The organism is Desulfoglaeba alkanexedens ALDC (assembly GCF_005377625.1).
Lineage (GTDB): Bacteria > Desulfobacterota > Syntrophobacteria > Syntrophobacterales > DSM-9756 > Desulfoglaeba > Desulfoglaeba alkanexedens.
In genome coordinates this window covers 551,730-578,471 of the sequence record NZ_CP040098.1, presented here as the reverse complement: position 1 = coordinate 578,471, position 26,742 = coordinate 551,730, and the positions used below count along the sequence as shown (strand labels likewise).

Below are 26,742 nucleotides of genomic sequence, written 5' to 3'. Positions count from 1 at the left end.
CAAAGGGCGGAGACAAGATGGCGGCGCGCTCGTATCGTGTGGCGGTGGCTGGAGCCACTGGAGCCGTGGGCAACATGATGATCCGGGTGCTCGAGGAACGCGGATTCCCCGTTGAAGACCTGACACTTCTCGCATCCTCCCGTTCGGTTGGGCGGGAGCTGACCTTTCGCGGACGATCGATCCCGGTCCGGGAACTTCGGGAAGATTCCTTCAAAGGGATCGATTTGGCGCTCTTTTCGGCGGGAGCGTCGGTAAGCCGCAAGTTCGCGCCGCTTGCGGCTCGGGACGGCTGTGTGGTGGTGGACAATTCCAGCGCCTTCCGCATGGATCCCAAGATCCCGCTGGTGGTTCCGGAAGTGAACGCCCATGCTCTGGAAAGTCATCCCGGAATCATCGCCAATCCCAACTGTTCCACGATCCAGATGGTGGTGGCGCTCAAGCCCATCCAGGACGCCGTCGGTATCCGGCGGATCGTGGTGACCACCTTTCAGGCGGTTTCCGGTACGGGCAAGAAGGCGGTGGACGAACTGGAAGCCCAAGTGCGCGATCTGGCCGAAGGCCGGCAACCGCGCTGCAAGGTCTACCCGTATCCCATTGCCTTCAACTGCCTGCCGCACATCGGAGCCTTCCTCGATAACGGCTACACCGAGGAAGAAATGAAGATGGTGAACGAAACCCGAAAGATCTTCGAAGATCCGCAAATCCGCGTGTGTGCGACGACGGTCCGGGTTCCGGTCTACTACGGGCATTCCGAATCGGTGGCCGTAGAAACCCGGAAACCTATTTCCGTGGAAGAAGTCCGCAATCTCCTGGAGCGGGCGCCGGGGGTCACGGTGGTGGACCGACCGAAGGAAAACGCCTATCCCATGCCGATCCATGCGGCCGGGAAGGACGATACCTTCGTCGGGCGCATCCGGAGGGACGAATCGGTGGAAAACGGTCTCGCCCTGTGGGTCGTTTCGGACAATATCCGCAAAGGGGCCGCCACCAACGCGGTGCAGATCGCCGAAGTGCTGGTGGAACGAGGCTGGCTGGGTTTCTAGGAGCGTGTCCGGGAACAGGTTTCAGGCTTTTGTAGGAGCCGGCTTGCCGGCGACCCCGGTCGCGCGGCCAAGGCCGCTCCTGTAAAAGGGTGGGCGGCCGGCCGAAGACTTTCTTTCAGGGCATGCGGGTTGCGAGGCGTGACCGGTGCGAATCATAGCCGGTGCCTACCGGGGGCGGCGGCTCAAGGCTCCCAAAGGAAAAGATATTCGGCCCACGACCGACCGGGTGCGTGAGGCCGTTTTTAACGTGATCGGCCGGCGGGTCGAAGGATCCCGGGTACTGGATCTGTTTGCAGGAACTGGCGCCATGGGGCTCGAAGCGCTGAGCCGCGGGGCGGAAAGAACGGCTTTTGTGGAGCGGAGCGCGGAAGCCGTGCGGTTGATCCGCGCCAACGCGGCTCTTTGCGGGGCGGTGGATCGAGTGGTGATCCTTCAGGGGGCCGTCCCGCGGGCGTTGAGGAAGCTCGCGGCTTTCGAGCCCCCTTTCGATCTCGTTTTTGCGGATCCCCCGTACGGGGAAGGATGGGTCGCGAGGCTCCTTCCGGCGCTCTCGGGTGTCTGTTCGGAAACGGCTCTTCTGATTTGCGAACACGGCGCGGCCGAACCGGTGCCTGAAGGCGACGCGCTCTGGGTCCGGACGGAGTCAAGACGCTATGGAGACACGGCCGTGTCCTTTTACGAGAGGCGTCCACAGCTTTTTCTCAAAGGAGGGGATATGGACAAGCTGGCGGTCTACCCGGGATCGTTCGATCCCATCACCAACGGACACCTGGATCTGATGCAACGAGCTCTCAAGATATTCGACCGCGTGATCATCGCTGTCGCCAGCAATCCGGCCAAGGAACACCTTTTCACCCTGGAGGAGCGGGTGAGGATGATCCGCGAAAGCCTGACGGAACATCCGCTTTGCGAAAGAGTAACGGTGGAAACCTTTGATGGCCTCCTGGTCAACTACGTGGAAAAAAAGGGGGCTAAGGCCATCATCCGGGGGCTTCGAGCGGTGAGCGATTTCGAATACGAGTTCCAGATGGCCCTCATGAACCGTAAGCTCTGCAACGACATCGAAACCCTGTACCTCATGACAGGCATGCGCTGGATTTACATCAGTTCGCGTATCATCAAGGAGGTGGTGGTTGCCGGCGGCGGAGTGAAGGGGCTGGTCCCGGATGTGGTGGAAAGGATGTTGAACGAGCGGCTGGCGGCTCGAAAAGCCACCGGGGTCTGCTGAAACGCGGAAAAGGGGTTACGGGCGAGAGGCGGATGCGAGATCTGTGCGCTTACGAAGGAGATCGGCCACATCCAGAATGGTCGCTGCGTAGGGGCGGCTTCGGTTGTAGTGGAGGAGCACCCGGGTTCTGTCGTCGCGGGTTTGAGCCCGGTTCCAGCCGAAAGATTTCAGGTAATTGCCCACGCTGTGCAGCGTGTCCGCCGGTTCGAAAAGGTTGATCCGCCCGTCCCCGTCTCCGTCCACCCCGTAATGCAGGATGCTGCTCGGAAGAAACTGCGGCCACCCGATGGCTCCCATGAAGGACCCGCGAAGCCCCCGGGTTCGATCGGGCTCTCCCTGCGTCCATTGAAGAAGGGCGTACAGTTCGCCATAGGCCCACCGCGATCGATTCTTCAGCTTTTCTTCGAAGGCGGTGCGGCCGAGCCGCCTGCGATCGCTCGCGGGCAGCCGTTCCCACACGTGGTTTCGGTGAACCGGGTCCTCCATCAGCGCGAAGGTTACGAAGGTTTCCAACACGGGGGTCCGGCCGGTCACTTCCCCGCAGCGGGTTTCCACGAGAAGGATGCCCGCGACCACGTAAGGGTCCACGCCGTATCGTTCTTCAACTTCCTTGAAAAGGTGCCGGTGTTCACGAAGGAACCGTTCGGCTTGTTCCACGGCGTCGGGTTTGAGAAACTGTTCGTAGTTCAAGCGGCTTTCGCGCGTTCGGAGCGAAAGCACGACCCGCTCGTACGCCGGTTCCGGCTCCGGGCTGAAGATCGCCGACACGTGATCCCGGGAGAACCCGTCCTGCAGCAGGCGTTGGGTGAGGTTCCCGAAGAGGTCCGCGGCATGGGCGGGGCGGAAGAGCGGAGCCGGAAAGAATACGAAAGCCAGGAACGCCGGCGGGGTCACGAGGAAAAAAACGAAGAATCGAGGGTTGCGGCGGCGGACGGCCAACGGAAAGCGGGCGGGAGACATGGGCGTACTTGTCCTTGAACCGGGTTTCGAGTGTTGCTGGGAGACCATCTTTCGAATTGCTACATTTTATATGAAAATGGAAAATCCAGCAATAATGTCGATTGGTTATTGTGCCACGTTTTTCCTCTCGTTCCCAAGCTCCAGCTTGGGAACGGGCTCACCGAAGCTGGAGCTTCTGCACAGTTGTGTTCCCAAGCTGGAGCTTGGGAACAAGAAGCAAAAGATCTGCACCCAATTCACAATATTTTCATGCTTCGTTGTGACCCCACGGGGTCATGGAGATTATTGATAGCATGTTTTCAACACGTATAGAAGATCCAGCTTGCCGGCGATGCCCGTCGGGCGCCGGTTCGCTGGTACAAAACGCTGCCCGCCGTTGGTGCACGGCCTGGAATGGACGGCGAACCGAAACGGCGGTGCGAGTGTTTTCTCGAAAGTCTGGAACACTTTTTCAGGAGGTTTAAATGACAGAGCGGCATGGTTTTGCACGGATTGGAGAAACCGACATCCCGGAAATCAACACGAAAGCCCGGCTCTACCGACACACGAAGACGGGTGCGCGGCTTCTTTCACTGGAAAACGACGATGAAAACAAGGTTTTCGGGGTTTCCTTCCGGACGCCTCCTAAAGACGCCACAGGGGTGGCCCATATCCTCGAACACTCCGTTCTTTGCGGTTCGAAGAAATACCCCGTCAAGGAACCGTTTGTGGAACTCCTCAAGGGATCGCTCCAGACCTTCCTGAACGCCTTCACTTATCCCGACAAGACCTGTTACCCGGTGGCGAGCCAGAACCTCAAGGACTTTTACAACCTGGTCGATGTGTATCTGGACGCCGTCTTTCAGCCGCTCATCACGCCGCTTATCTTCCAGCAGGAAGGGTGGCATTACGAACTGGAAAAGCCGGAGGACCCTCTCACCATCAAGGGGGTGGTCTACAACGAGATGAAGGGCGCTTACTCGTCTCCGGACCGGCTGCTCGTGGAATACAGCCAGCACGCCCTCTTTCCCGACACGCCCTACGGCGTCGATTCCGGAGGCGATCCGCGCCGGATTCCCGAGCTCACCTACGAAGCCTTCAAAGCCTTCCACGCCGATCATTATCATCCCTCCAACGCCTGGTTCTTCTTCTACGGGGATGACGACCCGGAAAGGCGGCTGGCCGTCGTGGGTGAAGCGATTCGAGGATTCGATGCGCTTAAAGCGTCCACGGAGATCGCCGATCAACCGCCTTTTGCCGAACCGCGGCGCGTGGTTTATCCGTACGCGGTGGGGGCCGAAGAATCGCCCAAGGCCATGGTGACGGTGAACTGGCTGCTCACGCCCACCGAGCCCCCCGAACGGAACGTGGCGCTCCACGTCTTGAGTTACATCCTGCTCGGTATGCCCGGATCGCCGCTTCGCAAGGCCCTCATCGAGTCCGGCCTCGGCGAAGACCTCGCCGGCGTGGGACTGGAAGGCGAACTTCAGCGCATGTATTTCTCGACGGGACTCAAAGGGATCGCGGAAGAAAACGCCGAGCGGGTGGAGGCGCTGATCCTGGATACCTTGAGGGAGCTTGCGGAAGAGGGCATATCTCCGCAGACGGTGGAAGCGGCCGTGAACACGGTGGAATTCCGCCTTCGCGAAAACAACACCGGAAACTATCCCCGGGGGCTGGCCCTCATGCTCCGTTCGCTCACCACCTGGCTCTACGACGGCGATCCGCTTTCGCTGCTCGCCTTCGAAAAACCGCTGGAAGCCGTAAAGCGAAGGGCGCAGCCCGGGAGCGGCTACTTTGAAGCGCTCATTCGCGGGCACTTCCTGGAAAATCCCCACCGGGTGAGCGTGCTTCTCAAGCCCGACCTGGAACTGGAAGCGCGGTGGAACGAGGAGGAGCGGCGGCGGCTGGAAGCGATCAAGGCGACTATGTCGCCGGAAGAGGTGCAAAAGGTGATCGAAACGACCCGCGAGATCCGAAAGATGCAGGAAACGCCGGATCCTCCTGAGGCGTTGGCCGCTCTGCCGCGGCTCCATCTTTCGGACATCGAACGTCGGAACAAGACGATCCCACTCGATCTTTCGACGCGTGCGGGCGTGCCCTTCCTTTTCCACGACCTTTTCACCAACGGGATCCTTTACCTGGACCTGGGCTTCGATCTGCGGGCGCTCCCGGGCGACTTGCTCCCCTATGTCGGCCTTTTCGGGCGTGCCCTGGTGGAAATGGGAACCGAAACGGAAGACTATGTCGCTCTTTCCCAGCGGATCAGCCAAAAGACCGGCGGCATTCGCCCCCAGGTGCACACGGCTACGTTGAAGGACGGCGAAACGGGGGCGGGGTGGCTGTTCCTCCGCGGGAAGGCCATGGTTTCCAAGGCCGATGATCTTCTGGAGATCTTGAGAGACGTGCTCCTTACCGTGCGGCTCGACCACCGCGAGCGGTTCCGGCAGATGGTGCTGGAATCCAAGGCCAGAATGGAGCAACGAGTGATCCCCGAAGGGCATCGGCTGGTCATGTTGAGGCTCATGGCTCCCTTCGGATCGGCCGACTGGGCGGCGGAAAAGATGGAGGGCGTGAGTTACCTGGCTTTCCTCCGGGATCTGGCACGGAAAGTCGACAGCGACTGGGACGGCGTGCACCGTTCGTTGGAAGCGGTCCGCACGCACCTGATCGGCCGCGGGCGCATGGTTGTGAATGTCACGTTGGACGGTGATTCCTGGGCGTCCATGGCATCGAAGATGGACGCTTTCCTCGGCGTTCTTCCCGAGGGAGATGTGGACCGGACCGGCTGGCGGCCGGAATCCCTCCCGTTGCATGAAGGCCTGGTGGCGCCGACTCAGGTCAATTACGTGGGAAAGGGATTCAATCTGTATCGGACCGGGTATCGGTTCCACGGCTCGGCTTTGGTGGCGTCCCACTTCCTTCGGACGGCCTGGCTGTGGGACCGCATCCGTGTGCAGGGCGGCGCCTACGGAGGCTTCAGCCGGCTGGACCGCTTTTCGGGTGATTTCGCCATGGTTTCCTACCGGGATCCCCATGTGGTGAAGACGTTGAAGGTGTTCGATGAAACGGCCGCTTTCCTGAAAAGCCTTTCGCTGAACCAGGAAGAGATCACCAAAAGCGTCATCGGAGTGATCGGTGATGTGGATCGATACATGCTCCCGGACGCCAAAGGCTTTACGTCCATGATCCGCCATCTTACGGGGGACGACGAAGACACCCGGCAACGGATGCGGGAGGAAATCCTGGAGACGAGTCTCCAGGACCTGCGGCGGTTCGGCGATGCCTTGGGGGAATTCGCGGATCGAGGGCGGGTGGCGGTCCTGGGTGCCGCCTCGGCGGTGGAAGAAGCGCGCCCGGTTTGCGGCGACGGATTTCAGGTGACGCGGCTCCTTTGAGCGGGGCATCACGAGCTTGATCGGCCGATGGCGAAAAAGAAACCGGAGAGTCGTGACATGGAACTCCTCAGCGGGCTTTATTACAACCTCAAGGGGCTCGCCCTGGCGCTTAGAGTGAGGCGGCTTCTGTTTCTCGGGATGCTTCGTTTCTTGATCCTCCTTGCGGTGACCCTGGCGGCGGCGGGTCTGGTGGCGGCGTATCACCAGGAGGTCCTCGAAATCCTGTGGGCGAGACCGGAAGGCGGCTGGCTCGTCTGGATCTGGCACCTGGTGTCCTGGTTCCTTGCGCTTCTTCTGCTTTTGCTTTCCACCGTGCTGTCTTATCTCTTCTCCCAAGTGGTCTTCAGCGTGTGGCTCATGGACCAAATGTCCCGGTGGACCGAACGGATGCTGACCGGGGAAGTGGGACGTGCCCCGGGCGCTTCCTGGACCCGGGAGCTGCTGTATCTCGTCGGTCAGGAAATCCCGAGAGCGGTCGTTCCGGTCCTTGTGGCGCTTGGAGTGCTGCTTTTGGGTTGGCTGACGCCGCTGGGTCCCCTGGTCGCCGTTTTGTCTTCAGCCGTTACGGTGGTGTTTCTCGCCTGGGACAATACGGACCTGGTTCCGGCACGGAGGCTCGTGCCGTTCCGAGAACGGTTCCGATTCCTTGTGAAGAACCTTGCGTTCCACCTGGGGTTCGGACTTCCGTTCCTGATTCCCGTGGCCAATATCCTCTTTCTGTCTTACGCCCCGGTGGGAGCGACGCTCTTTCATGTGGAAAGGGAGAAACGATCTCCGAAGGCCGGCGCCATGGAAAGACCCACAGGCAAGCCGGTTCCTGCGGCATGATGCCATGCCTTGGGGTGAAGGGACCGCCATGGTCACGGCATGGTTTTGAGCAGCCTTTCCGACAACCCCTCCCACTGCCAGTATCCAAGCGCCCGCCGCTTTCATGAAACCCCGGATGCTCTCCGGGGTTTTTCTATGGGCTCGAAATCCCGTCACCGATTCTTCGGTCCAGCTTCGTCGAAGCGTCACATGGAACCTCTTCAATGGCGGAAAGAACGCTCTGGAAGGGGTCCCACCCGTTAGAAGGCTTCCGAGCGTTATTCCGGCTGCGAACGGGAGGTCTTTTCGATGGGAAAAACGCTTTCTACCAACGGTTCGGAAACCCGAGGCTTCGGAAGGGTCTACTTTCGGCAAGCCCGTGAAGAAGACTTCCCGACCGTCTTCCAGCTGGTGAAAGTCCTCGGATACAACCCCGAACCGCAGCAGCTTCGAGAAGTCCTCAGGACTGCCCTCGCCCAAGAGGGTCTCCGATGCGTGTTCGCAGTGGTCTCCGATGACCTAGTCGTCGGCATGATCACGCTGCGTTCTTTCCCGGTCATTCGACTCGGCGGTATCCAGGTTTCCATTGAAGAATTGGTTGTGCTGCCGGAATGGCGGGGGCGCGGGGTCGGGGCGTCGCTGGTGAATTTGGCGCTTTCGTGGGCGCGGGCCGTGGGTGCCGCGCGGATCGAGGTGTTGAGCAGCCGGGAGCGTGAAAGCGTGCAGCGTCGCTTTTACGAAAAAATGGGGTTTCAGGCGGCTGACAGCCAGGTTTATCGCGTCGATTTGGCCGCCCGGTCCGCGGAACCGTTGTCGCCTGAATCATGAAAGGGAGTTGCAATGAAGCGCACCTGTCTTTACGGCGGCCCGCTGTTTGACGGTACACAAATCTACGAAAAGGGCGCGGTGCTGTTCGGCGAGCAGGGGGTCCTCGGGGTGGCGGAGCGCGATGAACCTTTCGATGCGGATGAAGTGGTCCACGTGGGCGGCGACTGGATCCTTCCCGGCTTGGTGGACCTTCATTCGGATACCTTGGAACGCTGTGTAGAGATGCGCCCGGGCGTTTTCTTCGACGTTGCCTTCGCGCTGGAAAACTTGGACCGGCGGGTGGCGGCCTGCGGCATCACAACCTTTTGCCATGCGGTGAGTTTCGCTGACCACGAGCTGGGGCTCCGATCGCCCGAAAAGGCCGAGGAACTGGTCCGGTGTATCCATGATTTCGCGGCGTCCGGGCGGGCTTCGGTCCGCCATCGCGTTCACGGCCGCTACGAGGTTGGTTCCCGCATGGCGGCCCAAGCCTTGGAGCGGCTGCTGGACCAGGGACTGCTCGATCTGGTTTCGTTCATGGATCACACGCCGGGCCAGGGGCAGTTTCGGTCCTTCGAAAACTACCTGCGCTATTACATGGGCACGTTCCAGCTTTCACGTGAGGAAGTGGAGCGCCTTGCGGAAGTGAAGCGGATGGGACGGGAAGAGGGATGGCGGGAGGTGGTGACGCTGGCCGAGAAGATCCGAGCGGCGGGGTTGCCCTTCTGGAGTCACGACGACGATTCGGAGGAGAAGGTGGTGTTTGTCCGGGAGTTGGGCGTCGGCGGCTGTGAATTCCCGGTATGCCTGGATGCGGCCCGATCGGCCAAAGAACGGGGCATGTTCGTTTGCATGGGGGCGCCGAATCTGGTGCGCGGTTCTTCATCCAACGGGCATCTTGCGGCGCGCGAAGCCGTGGAGGAAGGCGCCTGTGACGGGCTGGTGAGCGATTACTATCCCGAATGCCTGCTGCAGTCAGCGTTCATCGCCGGGCGGTGCCTGGGGCTTGCGTGGCCCGCGGCGTTTTCGCTGGTGACTTCCCTTCCGGGCGGCGTCTTGGGGTCCGTTTGGGGGCGGCTGCTGGCGGGAGGTCCCGCGGACCTGGTGGTGGTGAACGCGGCTCCTCCGTGGGCCCGGGTGGTTTCAAGCTGGGTGCGAGGCCGGTGTGTTTATTTGGGACAGGGATTCCGACGGGAGGGGGCTGAGCTTCGAGAGGAAGGGCCCCGGGAACGTGCAGGGAGGATGTCATGAAAAAGACGGCGCAGGTTTCGTGCGAACAACAGGCGAGACCGAGTGCGGTGATCAGAGCGGATCGATTGGGCAAGGTCTATCCGAACGGGACCGTGGCTTTGAAGTCGATGAGTTGCACGGTTTGCCGGGATGATTTCCTCGTGATCATCGGTTCCTCAGGGGCGGGGAAATCGACGCTGCGGCGGTGGTGGCCGCGGTCCCCGTCTCGCTCCTGGCGGCTCGGAACACCCTGGAAGTCCTTTTCCCAGGGGACTCGTCGGTCTTTCGATGGCTTCGGGCAAGTCTTCAATTCACTGTCCGAAGGGTGCTGGATTTTTGCCGCGGCTTCAACGAGTTCGTGATGGCGCTCGTTTTTGTGGCCGTGATCGGACTCGGTCCCTTCGCCGGTGTATTGGCCCTCGCCATCCACACCTTTGGAATACTCGGCAAAGTCTTCAGTGAGTCCATCGAGGCCGTGGAACCCGGGCAGGTGGAAGCGGTGGTGGCGGGAGGCGCCGGGCCGCTGCAAGTGGTCTCCTTCGCGGTACTGCCTCAAGTGATGCCCCTCATGGTGAGCTACAGTCTGCTGCGGTTCGAATCCAACGTCCGGAGCGCCACCATCTTGGGGTTTTGCGGTGCGGGGGGCATCGGGTTTGTCATGTTCGATAAATTGAACGGCTATCAATACCGGGAAGTGGCGACCATGATGATCTTGGTCATCGTGAGCGTCACGGTGATCGATCACTTATGCGGCAAGCTCAGAAGCCGCTTCATCTGAGCGAGGTCAGAGAACATGGGGTCGGCGAAGATCGGGTGCAAGATCGATGAAGTGCGGGTTGACGGGAGCCTTCGGGCGCTGGCGAGGGATCTCAGGACTTTTTCCGTGATGGGGCTGGACGCCGTGGAGATCCCGCCGCACGGCTTGGACGTAATCAAGTGCGGTCGCCTGGATCCGCGGCGGAGTCGCGAAGTGCGGCGCATCCTCGAAGATTTCGATTTCACCTACACCCTTCACGCGCCCAATCCCCTGAATCTCATGGATCGAACGCAGTGCGAGCTGCATGTGGAAGTCTTACGGGCGACCCTGGAATTTGCGGAATGCTTGGGGGCGTCTCCGGTGGTGGTTCACTGCGGGCGGTATGTGCCGGAAGAAGGCTTCGGGCATGTTTCCAGCGCCCCGCCGAGCGAAGCGGATTGCCGGGCCATGAGGGACCAGGAGCGATACTGGCTGGATAAACTGGCGGGTGAATTCCCGGCGATCACCATCGGTGTCGAAAACGCGAGGCCCTATTGCTACTACAGCCCGTATGCGTACGGGGAATCGCTTCGGGCGCTGAAGGCGCAAGTCGAAGCGGTGGGCCGCCCGAATGTGGGGATCACCTTGGACATCGGCCACGCCCACATGAGCGCCGGGCATCACGGCTGGAATTTTCTGGAGGAGGTGGCGGACGTGGCCGAGCGGGTGAGGCACGTGCACATCCACGATAATTTCGGCGGGAGCGTCGCGCCGACGGAGAAGCAGCAGACGCACCAGATTCCCTTCGGGCGTGGCGACAACCACATGCCGGTGGGTTGGGGCGGCATCCCGATGAAGGCTGTCCTCTCCCTGCTGATGCCGGCCTATACGGGGATCTTAATGATGGAACTGAGAAGCCGGTATTTCGACTACATTGAAGAATCGAAGTGGAACCTGGAATGTCTGCTCGAAGGGCTGGCGGAGCCGCGAGGGGGTTCGGTTCCGATGGTGTTTGCGGGAGCATAAGCTCCAAACGAATCATTGGGATAGGTGTTGGAACGATGCGGCAGGAGCACGAATCGGAAACGAGTTCAGCGGGTACGGAAAACGGAGCGGATCTGCATGACGGGCGGGAACAGCGGCGCCATTGGCTGAGCGTGTTGGCTCACGCCTTGCCGCGCGAACTGGAGCGGGCCTTCCAGCAACTACCCGATCCGCCCGAATACACCTTCCTCCGCCGGCCCGAAACCGGGCTGGTGCTCGTGGAAGCAAGGACCGGGGGAACCGGCGGTCTTTTCTATCCGGGTGAAGCAACCGTGACGCGATGTACCATTCAGCTCAAAGACGGAACCCTCGGTGTCGGCTACGTGTTGGGCAGCGATATGCGCCGCGCTGAACGGGTCGCCGTTTTCGACGCGCTCCTTCAAAACGAGCGCTTGCGCGGCCGGCTCATGACCGCGGTCGTCGAACCCCTGGAACGGCGCCAAAAGGAGCGGCGCAGGTTGAAGCGTGCGCGGGCGGCATCGACCCGCGTGGAGTTCCTGACGCTTCGGCGAGGCGAATGACATGGAACGGGACGAATCGCCGCGGCTCAGGCCCGCTTTTCCGGATCCGGTTCTGGGGACCCAAAGGTCCTTTCGGGTGCTGCTGGAAGCCATGGCGCATCCCGGGCGGGTGGTGCCGTACCGTTCCGGACTCGATGTGCCGCCGCCGCTTTGCGATACTTCCGGTGCCGCCTGTCTGACCCTTTTGGATTTCGAGACGCCGCTTTGGACCGACTTGGCGCCGGAGACGGAGGCCGTTGCTTGGCTTCGGTTTCACTGCGGGTGTCCGTTTGTCGGCGCGGAGGGGAGCGCCCGGTTTGCCCTGGTGACGCGGCCCGGTGAGTTTGACGATCCGGGCCGTTTCGATGTGGGCGACGACGAAAGTCCCGAACGTTCCGCCACGCTGATCGTCCAGACGCGAAGGCTGGAGTCCGGCCGCGGCGTTTCGCTGGAAGGGCCGGGCATCCAAGGCCGGACCCGGCTCGAGGTTTCCGATCTTACGGAAGCTTTCTGGCTGTGGAGGCGAAAACAACGAGAAGACTTTCCTTTGGGCGTGGACCTGATCTTTTGCACCGATGGGGCCGTGGCTGCCCTTCCCCGATCCACGCGTGTGGAGGTTTGATTCGTGTACGTTGCGGTGAAAGGTGGTGAGCGAGCCATCGAAAACGCCCATCGGTTTCTGGCCGAAGAACGTCGCGGCGATCCCTCGGTTCCGGAACTGCTCTTAGAGCAGATCGAGCAGCAGCTGAAGCATTCCGTGGACCGGGTCATGACCGAAGGCGGACTTTACGACCGGCGTCTCGCGGCTCTGGCCGTGAAACAAGCCCACGGCGACTTGGTGGAAGCGGTCTTCCTGGTGCGGGCGTATCGCACGACGCTTTCGCGGCTCGGACGGACGCTCCCCGTGGAGATGTCACGGATGAGGGTCCTGCGGCGCATTTCGGCGGCCTTTAAGGACGTGCCGGGGGGTCAGATCCTGGGTCCGACCTTCGATTACACGCATCGCCTGCTTGATTTCTCGCTATGCGAACCTCGGCCTTCAGCCGAAAGAATCGCCTACCTGCCGCAAGGGGCTGCGAAGTTGCCGGAGATTGTGCCCCACGCGTGTCACGGATGGGACCGGGAAGGCTTGACGGAATCTCCGGGAGAGTCCGACACCGAATCCGCGGCGGACATCTCCCGCGATGGGTTCGACATCCCCGCCTCTCGGGGCGCCCGGCTCCAGAACCTGGCTCGAGCCGATGAAGGGTTTCTCCTGGGTCTGGCTTATTCCGCTCAGCGCGGTTTCGGGTTTTCCGGCCATCCGTTTGTGGGTGAGATCCGCTGCGGGGAAGTGGCGGTGGAGCTGGTGCCGGAGGAGCTGGGATTCCCGGTGGAAATCGGCTCGCTTGAGATGACCGAGTGCTTCATGCTCAGCCGCTTCGACGGGTCGGAGCGCCGGCCGCCGCAATTCGTTCAAGGATACGGGTTGGTTTTCGGCTGCGGTGAACGCAAGGCCATGAGCATGGCCTTGGTGGATCGGGCGCTCCGAAGCGACGAATTGGGCGAAGAGGTGCGTTATCCGGCACAGGATCAGGAGTTTGTTCTGCGCCACAGCGATAATGTGGAGGCGTCGGGGTTCGTGCAGCATCTCAAGTTGCCTCACTACGTGGATTTTCAGGCGGAGCTGGTCGCGCTGCGGGCATTGCGCGCGGCTCGTGAGAGCGGAGGTCCTTTGGATTGCGGGGAGCGGAGCGATGGAGATGGCCCGGACGATCAGTGACCAACGGGTGGAGTCGGAGACTCAGGGACTTTGCGGCTATAATTTTGCTTACTTGGATGAACAGACCAAGCGCACGATCCGGCGCGTGATCCTGAAAGCGGTGGCTGTCCCCGGCCATCAGGTCCCGTTCAGCAGCCGAGAAATGCCGCTTCCCTACGGCTGGGGCACGGGAGGCATTCAACTTACAGCCTCGCTCGTGGGGCCTCAAGACACCTTGAAGGTCATCGATCAAGGGGCGGACGACACCACCAACGCCGTGAGCATCCGGAAGTTTTTCGAAAAAACCGCCGGGATCCAAACCACGACGCGCACCGAGGAAGCCACCGTCATCCAGACCCGCCACCGCATTCCGGAGACGCCGCTTCAGGAGGGGCAGATCCTCGTCTATCAGGTGCCCATTCCCGAGCCGCTTCGCTTTATCGAACCGCGTGAGGCCGAATGCCGGCGCATTCACGCCATGGCCGACTACGGGATCGTGTACGTAAAACTCTATGAAGATATCGTGCGAAACGGACGCATCGCAACGGCTTTTGATTACCCGGTATTGGTGGCGGGGCGCTACGTGATGAGCCCGTCGCCGATTCCCAAGTTCGACAACCCGAAGATGGACCGCATGCCGGCCCTCCAGCTCTTCGGCGCCGGCCGGGAAAAGCGGATCTACGCGGTGCCGCCCCACACGCGGGTGGAGAGCCTCGGCTTTGAAGACCATCCCTTCCAGGTGGAAGGCTGGGACGCACCCTGCGCCCTGTGCGGATCCCGGGACACCTATTTGGATGAAATAATCTTGGACGACGAAGGAAACCGCCTCTTCATCTGTTCGGATACCGATGCTTGCAGCCGCCGTCGGGAAGGATCCGTCGGCCTGTCGGTTGTCGGCCGGCGGGCTGAAAGCTTTTTCGGCCGATCGGGCCGAGCCGGCGCCGACCGGGATGACTCCCTCCGGACAAGGGGAGGCGGCGATCTATGATGGGGAAGACTGCCAGCAAGCCCGCGATTCTTACCGCCGAAGCCGTGACGCACTATTACGGTCAGCGGGTCGGTTGCCGTTCACTCAGCCTGGAACTGAACGCCGGGGAAGTGCTGGGGATCGTGGGAGAATCGGGGTCCGGTAAATCCACGCTCCTTCACTGCCTTTCGGGACACTTGCAACCGACCCGGGGAACGATCCGGTATCGACGGAACGGCCAAGCGGTGGACCTGTACGGCCTCCCGGTACGGGAAAGACGGCGGCTGCTGCGCACGGAGTTGGGTCTGGTCTTTCAAGACCCGCGAGACGGCCTGCGGATGAGGGTGAGCGCCGGCGGTAACATCGGCGAACGGTTGCTGGCCGAAGGTCTGCGCCATTACGGGAAGATCCGAAGCGAGGCCGAGCGATGGCTGGAAACCGTTGAGATCTCCACGGAGCGGATCGACGATCTTCCGGGGACCTTTTCGGGCGGCATGCGCCAGCGGCTCCAGATCGCCCGCAACCTCGTGACCCGCCCCCGCGTACTCTTTCTGGACGAGCCGACGAGCGGCCTGGACGTGTCCGTGCAGGCCCGTCTCTTGGATCTCCTTCGCCGGCTCGTTGCAGATCTCGGGCTTTCCGTGATCATGGTGACGCACGATCTGGCCGTGGCGCGTCTTCTGGCTCATCGGCTGCTCGTGATGCGTCGGGGCGAACTGGTGGAAACGGGGCTCACCGACCGGGTCTTGGAAGATCCTCAGCACCCGTACACCCAGTTGCTGGTGTCTTCCCGGCTCCTGGTATGATTCCGAGGATGGGATCCATGGCTTGGGCGATCGATGTGAAGGGCGTTCACAAGAGCTTCGTGCTGCATCTTCAAGGGGGCGTTCGCATCCCCGTACTCCAGGGGTTCGACCTGGCGGTGGCCCCCGGCGAAAGCGTCGCGCTCACGGGTCCTTCAGGAGCCGGAAAGAGCACGGTCCTTCGCCTGCTCTACGGAAACTATGCGGCGGAGCGGGGGCGGCTGGCGGTTCTCCACGGTACGGCCATGGTGGACGTTGCGGCGGCGGCACCATTGCAGATCCTGGAACTCCGCCGATGGACCCTGGGGTACGTGAGCCAATTTCTGCGCGTCATCCCCCGAGTTCCGGCATGGGACGTGGTGGCTGAACCGCTCCTGCGGCGCGGCATGGCGGAGGCGGAAGCCAGGCGGCGGGCCGCCGCGGTCCTGGAACGCCTGAACATCCCTCGAAGGCTGTGGACGCTTGCGCCGATGACCTTTTCGGGAGGTGAACAGCAGCGGATCAATATCGCCAGGGTATTCGCCTGCGACTATCCCCTGCTGCTGCTCGATGAACCTACAGCATCACTCGACCCCGCCAACCGGGACACGGTGGTCGCCATGATCACCGAAGCCCGAAGTCGAGGCGCCGCGGTGGTGGGCATCTATCATGACGACCGGGTTCGTGAAGCGGTCGCCGACCGGACGATCTTCTTGGAAAAGACATCCTGAGCCTGACGTTTGTCCCCCTCCCCATAAGCGCTAGGTTGTTTATGTCCGGTATCGACTGAAAAAAATGAACATCGAACATTGAACGTCCAACATCGAATGGTGAATGGGAAAAAAAAGATCTGCGCCCTTCGCTGACCTGATTTTTTTATTCGATGTTGAACGTTCAATGTTCGATGTTCGACGTTCATATTTAAAAACAATCCAATGGCATAAATGCAACCCGTGAATGTTTGCAAAATAACTTAGCGCTTATGCCCGCCCGCCGCCGCCTATCCGATGCATCGCGATGGGGGCCTTTCATCCGCACGGTGCGGAATGTGCCCGGTGCAGGTAGAAACGGCGCCGGATTGAACCGGAAAATGAGGTGCGGGGCGTGGCCCGGGCTTTGGGTCTCGTTCCGGTTCCGGGGGAAAGCCCGGTGGGCGGAGGGCTGAGCCGGCGGCTTCTGGTGCATGGCACGATGTTTGCCTCTTAGAATGCTGAAAGATTCTAAAAGGAGTGCCCTGGCGAGGGCTTGTCAAAAACGCATGAACGGAAAGGAGGGTATGACAATGCCTGCTCTTGACGGAACTGGACCTTGGGGCATGGGACCTATGACGGGTCGAGGCTTGGGATGGTGTGGAACCGGGTGGAATCCATGGTTCTATGGAAGAGGGCGCGGCTTCGCCAGAGGCACTGGTTGGGGCTTCAGGCGAGGATTCCGCCGGTTCGGGGCTCGCCCTTGGGGAGGGGCAGGTTTCCGGCTTCCTGCGGCGGGTTTTTGGGGTCGTAGGGCACGGCGCTTGCCCTTTGGAGTGTAAAAGAGGTTTAAAGGGGTGGCCCTGGCGAGGGCTTGCCCAAAAACGTATGAACGGAAAGGAGGGTATGACAATGCCTGCTCTTGACGGAACTGGACCTTGGGGCATGGGGCCCATGACGGGTCGAGGCTTGGGATGGTGTGGAACCGGGGCGAATCCCCGATTCTATGGACGAGGGCGCGGCTTCGCCGGAGGCGCCGGTTGGGGCTTCGGGCGAGGATTCCGCCGGTTGGGGGCTCGCCCTTGGGGGTGGGCAGGTTTTCCGCCCCCTGCGGCGGGTTTTTGGGGTCCTCAAGAAGAGCTGGACTACCTCAAGCGCTATGCGCAAAGCCTGCAAGCCTCCCTGGAGGCGGTCAACGAGGAAATCCAGGCGCTGGAGCGTGAGTCCGAAACGCCTTCCCAGACTCAGACTTAATCCTCAGATGAAATCGGCGGATGGCGCCAAGCGCCATCCGCCGATTCTTTTTCTGCGAAGATTCCCGCCATCACGGGCGGCCCAGGGGGCGGCAAGACTTCGAGCCGTCAAAGCGCCCGACGGATCAGATTTGCAGGTTCTTCACCAAGTTTCTCACGGCTTCCACGGACCTGTCAAAAGCGGTCTTTTCTTCAGGTAGCAATTTGATTTCGATGACCTCCTCCACACCGGCCGCCCCCAACTTCACCGGAACGCCGACGAAGTAGCCGCCCACGCCGTATTCCTTATTGCAGTAGGCGGCGCAGGGAAGAATGCGCTTCTTGTCTTTCAGGATGGATTCGGCCATCTGGACCGCCGAAGCGGAGGGCGCGAAGAACGCGCTACCGGTTTTGAGCAGGTTTACGATTTCGGCACCGCCGTTTCGAGTGCGGTCCACCAGCGCTTCGATTTTATCCGCGGGCAAGAGTTCCGGCAGGGGAATTCCGGCTACGGTGCTGAAGCGCGGAAGTGGAACCATGGTGTCGCCATGGCCGCCGAGCACGAAGGCGGTCACGTCTTCCACGGATACTCCAAGCTCCATAGCGATGAAGGTCCGAAAGCGCGCCGCATCCAGGACTCCCGCCATGCCCATAACCCGGTTGGTGGGGAAGCCGCTCGCCTTGTGCGCCACGTACACCATGGCGTCCAGCGGGTTGGAGACGATGATGAGGTACGCGTTGGGGGAATATTTTGCGATCTGTTCGGTGACGCTCTTGACGATTGCGGTGTTTTTGGCCAGCAGATCGTCGCGGCTCATGCCAGGTTTCCTGGGAAGCCCGGCTGTGATGATCACCACATCGGAATCGGCGGTGTCGGCGTAATCGTTGGTGCCGACGATGTTGACATCGAAGCCTTCCACCGGGGAGGCTTCCAGGAGATCCAGCGCCTTGCCCTGCGGCAGTCCTTCGACGATATCCACGATGCAGACATCACCCAGTTCCTTGGCGGCGGCCCAGTGGGCCGCGGTAGCTCCCACAAAACCCGCACCGACCACCGTGATCTTCTTCCTTCTAAGGCTCATGTAAATCGCTCCTTCGTTCCTTTGCAACACTCCGATGAGGCCGTGTTCCACGTGCCCGTTCCGGGACGGCTGCTCAAACATGCGGGTGGGTCCCCCTTCACCCCGCGCAGGCGTTACGCGAGGGGTGTGATCGCTCACGCTGCGGGCGCGGGCGCGACGGTGCGCGCCGGCCCCGCCGAAAACGCCGCCCGGAGACATTGTCAGCCGACGACGGCCAGCACGTCGCCCCGCTGGACGCTGTCGCCGTCCTTGAAATGGATCTTCTTCACCGTGCCGGCGATGGGGCTGGTGATGGAATTTTCCATCTTCATGGCTTCCAGGATCAGCAGCACGTCCCCTTCGTTCACGGAATTACCTTCTTTCACTTCGTAGCGGATGATCATGCCCGGCATGGGCGCTTCCACCGGCGTGCCTTCGGCGGGGGCGGCCTTGACGGGAGCTGGGGGCGGCGGGGCGGGTTTCGCTGCAGCGGGCGCGGTGGCAGGTCTTGGAGGCGGCGGCGGGACGGTAGGAGCCGCCGGAGCCGGCTGCGGCTGAGCGGGCTGAGGTGCCGGAGCCGGCTGCGGCTGAGCGGGCTGAGGTGCCGGAGCCGACGGCTGCGGCATGGGCGCGATCTGGCTCACCACCGGCATGCCGCCCACCTGTTCCACTTCCACCTCGAAGTACTCGCCGTCCACGAAAACGTTGAAGGTGCGCACACCCGGCCCCTTGGGTGGCGCTTCCTTGACCGCCTTTTCGACCAGGAATCCTTGCTTGGCCTTGTTGATAAGTTCCTGTTCCTTCTTCACGTCTTCGAGGGTCTTCGGTTTGACTTCGGCCGGGACTTCTTCGAGGCCGTACTTCCAGCGCAGGAACCGCTTTCCTGTGGTGGGATAGAGTGCGTAGATCAAGATGTCGTCCAGATCCTTGGCCAGGCCCTGCACCTCTTTCTTGGCCTTTTCCAGTTCGGGTTCGAGTACGTCCGCCGGACGGCCGGTGATGGGAGTTTCCCCGCGTGGGTATCCTTTGAGGGCCTTTTTCTGAACTTCGGGGTCGATAGGAACCGGAGTCTTGCCGTAGAGTCCGTAGCACAGGTCTTTGACCTGGGCTGTGGTCATCTTGTAGCGTTCCTCAGGGGTGTCGAAGAGCACGTTGTTTACGGTCTGGATTCCCACGATCTGGCTGGTGGGGGTGACCAGAGGCACCTGGCCCAGCTCCTTTCGGACGATGGGGAGCTGCCGGAAGACTTCGTCGAGTTTGTCGAGGGCATTCATCTCACGCAGCTGGTTCACCAGGTTGGAAAGCATGCCGCCCGGGGTTTGGTGAAGCAGCACGTTGATGTCGATGATGGACATGTGGTCGTCCAGGAGGTGGCGGTATTTGGGCGAGATCTTCTCCAGGTATTTGCTGCACTTGGCGAGAAGCTTCAGGTCGAAGCCCGTGTCCCGGTTGGTCGCCTGGAGTGTCACCACCAGCGGTTCGATGGCGGGGTGCGAGGTGCGGAAGGCCCAGGGGCTGAGGCACGTGTCCACGATGTCGACGCCGGCTTCGATGGCCTTAAGAAGAGACATATCGGCCATGCCCGACGTGAAGTGGCTGTGGAGATGGATGGGCACCCGGATGTTTTCCTTGAGCATCTTCACCAGAAGATAGGCGTCGTAGGGCGCGATGAGTCCCGCCATGTCCTTCACGCAGACGGTGTCAGCGCCCATGTCAACCAGCTCTCTGGCCTTCTGGAGGTAATAATCCAGGTTGTAGACTTCACCGCCCAGCCGGGGCAGGGTGAGCGAGTAGCAGATGGTGCCCTGAAAATGCTTGTTGTTCTTCTTGATGACCTTGACGACCGTTTCGAAGTTCCGGAAGTCGTTCAACGCATCGAAAACCCGGAAGATGTCGATTCCGTTTGCACAGCAACGTTCCACGAACGCTTCCGCCACGTCGTCGGCGTAGTTCCGGTAGCCTACCAGGTTCTGGCCTCGGAGCAGCATGGAGAAGGGAGTCTTCTTGATGTATTTCTTGAGCGTGCGGATCCGTTCCCAGGGATCTTCCGCCAGGAAGCGGTGCATGGTGTCGAACGTGGCTCCGCCCCAGACCTCCATGGAATAGAAACCCACCTTGTCCATGTCTTCGGCGATGGGGATGAAATCTTCCGTTCGACCGCGGGTGGCAAAAAGCGACTGATGACCGTCGCGAAAGGTGAGATCCTGAACCTTCACGGGATGGGTCACTTCCACCGGTTCTTCGTAGAGCCCCGCTACCAACGTGCCGTGCTGTTCCTTTACCATGCCTCGTCTCCTTTTCTATCCATCTCTAGGGGGATTTCCGTCGCGGCACAATCTATGTTCGATTCAGGTACCGTGAGCGCGAGCCCGATCAATGCACCAAGCGGAGCTGGATCAGCCGCCTCAACTCCATCATGGACTGCCTGCCGGAATGAGCCCATGGGCTGAAGGTGACGGCCGGCGCGGCGGGTTCGGGTCGCTTCGCTTCCATCTCAAGAGCCGCGGGTCGGCCTTCCGACTGCAGATACATGTCGACGGCTGCCGTGACGGCGGCAACCACCTTGGGATTCACGTTCATGTCGAGCCTCCAGGAGGTTGAGGATTCGTGGTTCATGCCTGTGGTCGCGTTCCTCGGGTCGCGTCGGCGCCGTCTGCCGGGTCAAAGCCCCAGTTCGTCGCCGACGGCGGCCATGGCATCGATGCTGAGCGCCACGAAGTCGGCCAGCGGCATAGGAATGCGCTCGCAAAGGGCGATATGGTCCCGGTTGACGTTCCGAGCGAAATCCTTGCTTTTCATGCGTTTGAGGACGGACTTCACCTTCAGGCTGCCGATCTTTCGGTCCGGATGCACCAGAGCCGCCGCGACGATCAAGCCCGTGATGGTTTCGGCGGCGGTGAGGGCGAAGTCGAGAACGGTTTCGCGTTGCAAACCGAGCGCCTCTGCGTTGTGGCGTTTCACCGCTTCGATCAATTCCTCGGGAAGCCCGCGAGCTTCCAGCCAATTCGCGGTGATCAGTCCGTGGGATTCGGGCGCTTCCCGGGTCTCTTCGAAATCCAGATCGTGAAGCAGCCCCGCCAGTCCCCAAAGATCTACATCACGGCCGAGCCTCGCGGCCAACTCGCGCATGACGGCCTCAGTCGCCAGGCAGTGTTTTCTGAGGTTGTCCGCTTGAACGTGCTGTTCCAGCAGTTCCAGGGCTTGTTCGCGGGTCATGATGGAAGATCCTCGTTTGCCGAGGGTTTTCGCGGATTCGGCGGCGTTCGGTATCGCTGCGGTTCGCGGCTGCCTGCAAGCCCTTTAACGAAAGACACAGGCGGCGCTCCGTAAAAGACGGGCACCGCCCTCAAAGACAAGCATGGCAACCATCGGCCCGGCAGGCCTGTTACGCCGCGCGACGCGTCTTCTTCTTCAGGTTGCTGATCCGGCGCCTCAGGGCGTCCGCCAGTCTCGAATTTCCCGCGGCCTTTGCCGCTTCCCGCTTTTCGCGAAGCTCGCCGATCTTTTTCTTGATGGCGCGCACGTCCGCGGTCTTCTTCTTGGCACCCTGATCGACGATCCCGCGTGCTTCTTTGATCACGGCGATCAGTTCATTCTTGTTCATAGCATGGACGCCCACGACCCCTTCCAGGGTGAGGGCGATTTCGCGCAGTTCCTTGGCGGTCATCTTTTCCAGGGGCTTTTCCTTCTTTTCCTTTTCCTTTTTCTTGCCCATGAAATCACTCCTTCTTAGTGACGGTGCGGGTTTCTTCCGTGCCGGCCAGGAACGGTCGTATGAGGTCGATGGGGACCGGGAAAATGGTCGTCGAGTTGTTTTCGGCCGCGATTTCGCGAAGGGTCTGGAGATAGCGGAGCTGCATGGCCATGGGGTTTTGCTGAATGATTTCAGCTGCTTCCCGCAGCCGGTCCGCCGCCTGGAATTCGCCTTCGGCGTGGATGACCTTCGCCCTTCGTTCTCTTTCCGCTTCGGCTTGGCGCGCCATGGCCCGCTGCATTTCCTGGGGCAGGTCGATGTGTTTCAGCTCCACCACCGCGACTTTGATGCCCCAAGGGTCGGTGTGCCGGTCCAGGATTTCCTGAAGCGTCGCGTTGATTTTCTCGCGGTCCGATAGGAGTTCGTCAAGATCGGCCTGGCCGCAGACGCTTCGAAGGGTCGTCTGGGCCAGCTGACTCGTGGCGAACAGGTAGTTTTCCACTGAAATGATGGACTTGACCGGTTCGATCACGCGAAAGTATATCACGGCGTTGACCTTCACCGAAACGTTGTCGCGCGTGATCACGTCCTGGGGCGGAACGTCGGCGGCCACCGTGCGGAGGCTCACCTTCTGCATCTTGTCCACAAGGGGGATGAGGATGATGATGCCCGGCCCCTTGGCTCCGATCACACGGCCCAGGCGAAAGACCACGCCCCGTTCGTATTCGTTGAGAATGCGTATAGCGCTCGCAAAAAAGAGAACGGTCAATACGACAATGGTGATCAGCCCGTAAAAGGACATCGCGACCTCCCGTTCGATGCTGTGTGGCTGCCGGGCTCGCACGTGTGCGGGTCCCGGCGGAAGCTGAGCCTATTTATCATCCATTCTGCGCACTTGCAACTTCAAATTGTGCATGGAAACGACCTGAACGGACGTTCCCCGCGGGATGGGTTCAGGGGCTTCGGCGTTCCACAATTCACCGGCCACCCATACCTTTCCCTCCGGCGCCAGGTCCGTGGCGGCCTCGCCTGCAAGTCCGATCAGGGCTTCTTGGCCGGTCTGAGGTTTCCTCACCTGAGCTCGGAACGCCAGGGTCGCCACCGCCACGAAGAAGACCGAAATGGTGACAAGCGTGGGGATGAGGACGGGCAGAGCCACGCGGGTGGTCTGTCCCGGCGATTGAAACAACATGATGGAGCCGAGGGCGAGAGACAGCACTCCCGCGATGCTCAACATGCCATAGGATGTGACCTTGATTTCGAGGATGAAAAAGACCACCGAAAGCACGATGAACAGGAATCCCGCATAGTTGACCGGCAGTGTCTGCATGGCGTAAAAGGCGAGCACCAGGCAGATGGCTCCCACCACGCCGGGAAGCACCGTCCCCGGCTGGGACAGTTCGAAATAAAGCCCCGCGAGCCCGATCATCAGGAGAATATAGGCGATGTTGGGGTTTCCGATGGCCCTGAGCACCCGATGGCGCCAGCCGGGTTCGATGGTTCGCTGTTCCAGGCCTTCAGTGTACAGCGTCCGTGTATAGCCTTTCCGGCGTACCTGCCATCCGTCCAGTTGAACCAGGAGATCGGGGACGTCGCGCGCCACCAGATCGATGACGTTCTTGGCGAAGGCCTCTTCGGCCGTGATGGCCACACTCTCGCGGATCGCCTTTTCGAGCCATTCGGCGTTGCGCCCCCGCTCTTCGGCGATGCTCCGGGCGAAAGCCGCCATGTCGTTGACGACCTTGTTGCTCATGGTTTCGGGAACGTCGCCGCCGGAGGCCGTCACCGGGTGGGCGGCCCCGATGTTCGTTCCCGGCGCCATGGCGGCGATGTCCGCCGCCGCGGTGATGAGCACGCCCGCCGAAGCCGCCTGGGCGCCGCTGGGATAGACGTAAACCACCACCGGGATTTCCGCGTTCATGATGGCTTTCACCATGCCGCGCATGGCGGTCATGAGGCCGCCGGGCGTGTCCAGGAGCACCAGCAGAAATTCCGCCCCGCCCTCTTCGGAGCGTTCGATCACGTGTTCCAGGTAATCTTGGACCCCGGGGTTGATGGTGTCGTGGATTTCGATGATGTTGATGTGGCGGGTGGCGGCCTGCAAAGGCGTCCGAACCCCTTGGACGGTCATCCAAAAGGCGGTGCCCGCGACAAGGCAGGCGAAGAGGAGACAGTGCCGCGGAATCGAACGGTAGGGGTTCATGAACGGCCTTTTCCTTCTTTCCCTACATCAGAACCCAGAATATTTTTAACTTCCAGTAAATCTTTCCACACGTTGGCCTTCTGGGCCGGGTTTCTCAGGAGGTAAGCGGGGTGGTAGGTGGCGATGAGCGGGATGCCTCGCCAGAAATGCAACCGACCCCTCAACGCTCCCATGGGTTGTGTGCTCCCGAGGAGCGTCTGGGCGGCGCAGAGCCCCAGCGCACAGATGACCACCGGGCGGATGGTTTCCAGCTGTTGAAAAAGAAACGGGGAACAGGCGGCGATTTCGTCGGCGAGCGGCGTCCGATTCCCAGGCGGGCGGCATTTGACCACATTGGCGATGTAGATGCCGCTTCGCTCCAGTCCGATGGCGTGGATCATCTTGTCCAGAAGCTTTCCGGCCCTTCCGACGAAGGGCTTGGCCCGGCGGTCTTCTTCGGCCCCGGGCCCTTCACCGACGAACACGAGGGACGCATCCGGGGACCCTTCCCCGTACACGATGTGGGTCCGGCTCTGATGCAGCCGGCAACGTGTGCATTCGCCGATCACTTCCCTGATGTCCCGGAGCTTCTCCGCCTTGTCGATCCGGGGAACCGGGGGCGAGCCTTCAACTTCTGCCGGTTCGCTGGAACCCTGAGCGGGCCGTGCGATCGCTTCCGGCAATCGAAGCCACTCCCGAACGCCGCTCATGCGGAGCCCGACCAGAAGCCACCGGAGCGACTTCTTGACCTCCGTCCAGTCGCGGCACTCCGGCCCGTCCCGCCCGCCCGCCGATGCCTCGGTCAATTTTTCCGCCGGCGTCATGATTCGCAGCCTGTTCGGGCTCGGGGCGAGGAAGCCGGTCCGGGCGATGCGAGCCCCCCGGCGGCGGCTTCAGGTTCGGAAGAGCGCTCCCTGGCAGCGAAAAGCGATTCGATGCGATCGAGGACGCGCCGGGCCACATCCTGTTTCGTCATGCAGGGAAGATCCTCGATGGAGCCGTCGCGGAACAGAATCTTCACCTGGTTGGTGTCGCAGCGGAAGCCGGAGTCCGGCTGAGTAAGGTCGTTGGCGACGATGATGTCGAGGTTCTTCCGGACGAGCTTTTCGGCCGCGTTTTCCAGAAGGTTTTCCGTTTCCGCCGCAAAGCCCACCAAGACCTGGCCGGCGGGTTTCCTGGAACCCAGCCCATCCAGGATGTCCGGGGTGCGGACGAGTCTTACGGTGAGGTCGTTGGAGTCCTTCTTGGTCTTCTGGGGGGCCGCTTTCTCCGGCCGGAAATCGCTCACCGCGGCGGCCATGATCACCGCGTCCATCGCCGGGGCCAGGTCGGAAACCACGCGGTTCATCTCTTCCGCCGTTACGACTCCGTGGAACCGAACCCCCGAAGGCGGGCACAGCACCGAAGGGCCGGAAACCAGGTGCGTTTCCGCGCCCCGCCGGGACGCTTCCGCAGCCAAGGCATAGCCCATTTTGCCGGAAGAAGGGTTCGTGATGAAGCGCACCGGGTCGAAGGGTTCCCACGTGGGCCCGGCACTCACCAGGATCTTTCGGCCCGAAAGACTCTGAGGGGTGACGAGCCTCCTTGCGGCCTCCACAATGATCTCCAGGTCCGCCAGGCGCCCCGCACCTTCCTCGCCGCACGCGAGGGATCCCACCCCGGGATCCACCACGTGGACGCCGCGGTCCCGAAGGATCGCCAGGTTCCGCTGCGTGGCGGGATGTTCGTACATCTTGGTGTTCATGGCGGGGCAGACCGCGACGGGGGCCGTTACGGCAAGCAGCACCGTGGTGAGGTAGTCGTCGGCGATCCCGGCGGCCATTTTGGCGATCACGTTGGCTGTGGCGGGAGCTACCAGGGCCAGATGCGTTCTGCGCGCGACCTGGATGTGGCCGATTTCCGATTCGGCGCCCAGGTCGAACAGGTCCGTGCACACGAGTTGTCCGGAAAGAGCCTGGAACGTCAAGGCCGTGACGAAGCGCTGCGCGTTGGCCGTCATTACCACCTGGACCGAAGCGCCTTCAAGGATCAACAAGCGCACCAGTTCGGCGGCCTTGTAAGCGGCGATCCCGCCGCTCACCCCCATGAGGATCGTTTTTCCGGATAGCATCGAGAGATCTTTCTCCACCTTTGAATCGAAGGTTCCGGCGGCGCGCCGCGAGGGGTCGGCGCCCGCTTCTTCATCGGGACCTCTCAAAGGGTTCCCGAGGTCGGAACCACGTAAATTTCCACGTAGGTATGCCAGCGCTTCTCGTAGACGCTGATCACGCAGGTCTTTTCGGGCTTTTCGAAGATAAGGATGGGCTTCCGATACCGGGAGCTTCCCTTGAGCTTCCAGTTTTCCCGATTCATGGCCACGGTAAAGAAGTTGACCACCGAGGAAGGATCCACGCGACCTTTGAGCACCAGCAGGCCCGCTTTCAGATGCCCGCTTTGAAAGACTTGGGACATCTTCGGCACCAGGGAAAGCTCCTGGGGTACCGGAATGTCCGCAAAATCGTAAAACCTGGGGCTGACCTGCGATTTCGACGCCCCTGTGCCGGAAGCTTCGCCCGCCGAGCCGCCTCCGAACCACCAGCCGGCGCAGGACGAAAGCAGGGCGGCGATCAACACCACGGCGATCGAGGTCTTCCATCCTGTGTACAAGCCCTTTCCCATCGGT

At 61.4% G+C, this 26,742-nt stretch carries 27 protein-coding genes; 16 read left to right on the top strand and 11 right to left on the bottom strand.

What is annotated here, in order from left to right; genetic code table 11:
• Nucleotides 1-17 precede the first annotated feature (17 nt).
• Together FDQ92_RS02880 and coaD are read left to right on the top strand one after the other, a co-directional pair.
• Nucleotides 18-1,043: an aspartate-semialdehyde dehydrogenase gene (locus FDQ92_RS02880; protein ID WP_137423193.1), complete on the top strand. Its 1,026-nt coding sequence runs from the start codon at nucleotides 18-20 to the stop codon at nucleotides 1,041-1,043.
• A 145-nt stretch (nucleotides 1,044-1,188) separates the two neighbouring features.
• The gene (gene coaD, locus FDQ92_RS15605) at nucleotides 1,189-2,271 is read left to right on the top strand and encodes a pantetheine-phosphate adenylyltransferase (RefSeq protein WP_246041811.1); all 1,083 of its coding nucleotides are present in this window, start codon (nucleotides 1,189-1,191) and stop codon (nucleotides 2,269-2,271) included.
• A 15-nt stretch (nucleotides 2,272-2,286) separates the two neighbouring features.
• On the opposite strand, the gene FDQ92_RS02865 is transcribed toward coaD, so the two are convergent.
• Entirely contained in the window at nucleotides 2,287-3,231 is a 945-nt protein-coding gene (locus FDQ92_RS02865) for a lytic murein transglycosylase (protein WP_170180151.1), read from the bottom strand.
• 464 nt (nucleotides 3,232-3,695) lie between these two features.
• Between FDQ92_RS02865 and FDQ92_RS02860 the strand changes: the two genes are divergently transcribed.
• The 14 genes from FDQ92_RS02860 (at nucleotide 3,696) to FDQ92_RS15370 (ending at nucleotide 17,165) form a co-directional block, all read left to right on the top strand.
• Nucleotides 3,696-6,608, top strand: a complete 2,913-nt coding sequence (locus FDQ92_RS02860) for an insulinase family protein (RefSeq protein WP_137423191.1) — start codon at nucleotides 3,696-3,698, stop codon at nucleotides 6,606-6,608.
• A gap of 27 nt (nucleotides 6,609-6,635) precedes the next feature.
• Nucleotides 6,636-7,436, top strand: coding sequence for an EI24 domain-containing protein (locus FDQ92_RS02855; protein WP_211341345.1), 801 nt, complete (start codon nucleotides 6,636-6,638; stop codon nucleotides 7,434-7,436).
• 288 nt (nucleotides 7,437-7,724) lie between these two features.
• Entirely contained in the window at nucleotides 7,725-8,243 is a 519-nt protein-coding gene (locus FDQ92_RS02850; RefSeq protein WP_137423190.1) for a GNAT family N-acetyltransferase, read from the top strand.
• Nucleotides 8,244-8,255: 12 nt separating this feature from the next.
• Nucleotides 8,256-9,473 carry an alpha-D-ribose 1-methylphosphonate 5-triphosphate diphosphatase gene (locus FDQ92_RS02845; protein WP_137423189.1) on the top strand — a complete coding sequence of 406 codons (1,218 nt, stop codon included), beginning with the start codon at nucleotides 8,256-8,258 and terminating at the stop codon, nucleotides 9,471-9,473.
• 184 nt (nucleotides 9,474-9,657) lie between these two features.
• Nucleotides 9,658-10,230, top strand: a complete 573-nt coding sequence (locus tag FDQ92_RS02840) for a PhnE/PtxC family ABC transporter permease (protein ID WP_211341344.1) — start codon at nucleotides 9,658-9,660, stop codon at nucleotides 10,228-10,230.
• Between the two features lie 15 nt (nucleotides 10,231-10,245).
• On the top strand, nucleotides 10,246-11,214 hold the full coding sequence (locus FDQ92_RS02835; protein WP_137423187.1) for a sugar phosphate isomerase/epimerase family protein: 969 nt from the start codon (nucleotides 10,246-10,248) through the stop codon (nucleotides 11,212-11,214).
• 35 nt (nucleotides 11,215-11,249) lie between these two features.
• Nucleotides 11,250-11,753, top strand: coding sequence for a phosphonate C-P lyase system protein PhnG (gene phnG, locus FDQ92_RS02830; RefSeq protein WP_137423186.1), 504 nt, complete (start codon nucleotides 11,250-11,252; stop codon nucleotides 11,751-11,753).
• A 1-nt stretch (nucleotide 11,754) separates the two neighbouring features.
• Nucleotides 11,755-12,354 (top strand): phosphonate C-P lyase system protein PhnH, encoded by a 600-nt coding sequence (gene phnH / locus FDQ92_RS02825; protein ID WP_137423185.1) that lies wholly within the window; start codon nucleotides 11,755-11,757, stop codon nucleotides 12,352-12,354.
• Between the two features lie 3 nt (nucleotides 12,355-12,357).
• A complete protein-coding gene (locus FDQ92_RS02820; protein WP_137423184.1) occupies nucleotides 12,358-13,494 on the top strand; it encodes a carbon-phosphorus lyase complex subunit in 1,137 nt (378 codons plus the stop codon).
• Nucleotides 13,475-14,461: an alpha-D-ribose 1-methylphosphonate 5-phosphate C-P-lyase PhnJ gene (locus tag FDQ92_RS02815; RefSeq protein WP_137423183.1), complete on the top strand. Its 987-nt coding sequence runs from the start codon at nucleotides 13,475-13,477 to the stop codon at nucleotides 14,459-14,461. Before FDQ92_RS02820 ends, FDQ92_RS02815 begins: the two co-directional genes overlap by 20 nt.
• The gene (phnK, locus tag FDQ92_RS02810; RefSeq protein WP_137425679.1) at nucleotides 14,461-15,246 is read left to right on the top strand and encodes a phosphonate C-P lyase system protein PhnK; all 786 of its coding nucleotides are present in this window, start codon (nucleotides 14,461-14,463) and stop codon (nucleotides 15,244-15,246) included. The genes FDQ92_RS02815 and phnK overlap by 1 nt, the downstream gene beginning before the upstream one ends.
• A 17-nt stretch (nucleotides 15,247-15,263) precedes the next feature.
• Entirely contained in the window at nucleotides 15,264-15,953 is a 690-nt protein-coding gene (phnL, locus tag FDQ92_RS02805) for a phosphonate C-P lyase system protein PhnL (RefSeq protein ID WP_137423182.1), read from the top strand.
• Between the two features lie 452 nt (nucleotides 15,954-16,405).
• Nucleotides 16,406-16,753, top strand: coding sequence for a DUF5320 domain-containing protein (locus FDQ92_RS16065; RefSeq protein WP_342780356.1), 348 nt, complete (start codon nucleotides 16,406-16,408; stop codon nucleotides 16,751-16,753).
• A gap of 70 nt (nucleotides 16,754-16,823) precedes the next feature.
• On the top strand, nucleotides 16,824-17,165 hold the full coding sequence (locus tag FDQ92_RS15370) for a DUF5320 domain-containing protein (RefSeq protein ID WP_137423180.1): 342 nt from the start codon (nucleotides 16,824-16,826) through the stop codon (nucleotides 17,163-17,165).
• A 124-nt stretch (nucleotides 17,166-17,289) separates the two neighbouring features.
• On the opposite strand, the gene mdh is transcribed toward FDQ92_RS15370, so the two are convergent.
• The 10 genes from mdh to FDQ92_RS02745 form a co-directional block, all read right to left on the bottom strand.
• Nucleotides 17,290-18,225, bottom strand: coding sequence for a malate dehydrogenase (mdh, locus tag FDQ92_RS02790; RefSeq protein ID WP_137423179.1), 936 nt, complete (start codon nucleotides 18,223-18,225; stop codon nucleotides 17,290-17,292).
• Between the two features lie 200 nt (nucleotides 18,226-18,425).
• Nucleotides 18,426-20,489 (bottom strand): pyruvate carboxylase subunit B, encoded by a 2,064-nt coding sequence (locus FDQ92_RS02785; protein ID WP_137423178.1) that lies wholly within the window; start codon nucleotides 20,487-20,489, stop codon nucleotides 18,426-18,428.
• 88 nt (nucleotides 20,490-20,577) lie between these two features.
• Entirely contained in the window at nucleotides 20,578-20,820 is a 243-nt protein-coding gene (locus FDQ92_RS02780; protein ID WP_137423177.1) for a hypothetical protein, read from the bottom strand.
• Nucleotides 20,821-20,865: 45 nt separating this feature from the next.
• Entirely contained in the window at nucleotides 20,866-21,420 is a 555-nt protein-coding gene (locus tag FDQ92_RS02775) for an HDIG domain-containing metalloprotein (protein WP_137423176.1), read from the bottom strand.
• Between the two features lie 169 nt (nucleotides 21,421-21,589).
• Nucleotides 21,590-21,919, bottom strand: a complete 330-nt coding sequence (locus tag FDQ92_RS02770; RefSeq protein WP_137423175.1) for a transcription termination factor Rho — start codon at nucleotides 21,917-21,919, stop codon at nucleotides 21,590-21,592.
• A gap of 4 nt (nucleotides 21,920-21,923) precedes the next feature.
• Nucleotides 21,924-22,700: a slipin family protein gene (locus FDQ92_RS02765; protein ID WP_137423174.1), complete on the bottom strand. Its 777-nt coding sequence runs from the start codon at nucleotides 22,698-22,700 to the stop codon at nucleotides 21,924-21,926.
• Nucleotides 22,701-22,769: 69 nt separating this feature from the next.
• Complete coding sequence (locus FDQ92_RS02760) at nucleotides 22,770-24,101, bottom strand: NfeD family protein (RefSeq protein ID WP_137423173.1); 1,332 nt, start codon at nucleotides 24,099-24,101, stop codon at nucleotides 22,770-22,772.
• Nucleotides 24,098-24,904 carry a uracil-DNA glycosylase gene (locus FDQ92_RS02755; RefSeq protein WP_211341343.1) on the bottom strand — a complete coding sequence of 269 codons (807 nt, stop codon included), beginning with the start codon at nucleotides 24,902-24,904 and terminating at the stop codon, nucleotides 24,098-24,100. The genes FDQ92_RS02760 and FDQ92_RS02755 overlap by 4 nt, the downstream gene beginning before the upstream one ends.
• A complete protein-coding gene (gene coaBC, locus FDQ92_RS02750; protein WP_246041808.1) occupies nucleotides 24,901-26,277 on the bottom strand; it encodes a bifunctional phosphopantothenoylcysteine decarboxylase/phosphopantothenate--cysteine ligase CoaBC in 1,377 nt (458 codons plus the stop codon). The genes FDQ92_RS02755 and coaBC overlap by 4 nt, the downstream gene beginning before the upstream one ends.
• Nucleotides 26,274-26,738, bottom strand: coding sequence for a hypothetical protein (locus FDQ92_RS02745; protein ID WP_137423172.1), 465 nt, complete (start codon nucleotides 26,736-26,738; stop codon nucleotides 26,274-26,276). Before FDQ92_RS02745 ends, coaBC begins: the two co-directional genes overlap by 4 nt.
• Between the last annotated feature and the right edge of the window lie 4 nt (nucleotides 26,739-26,742).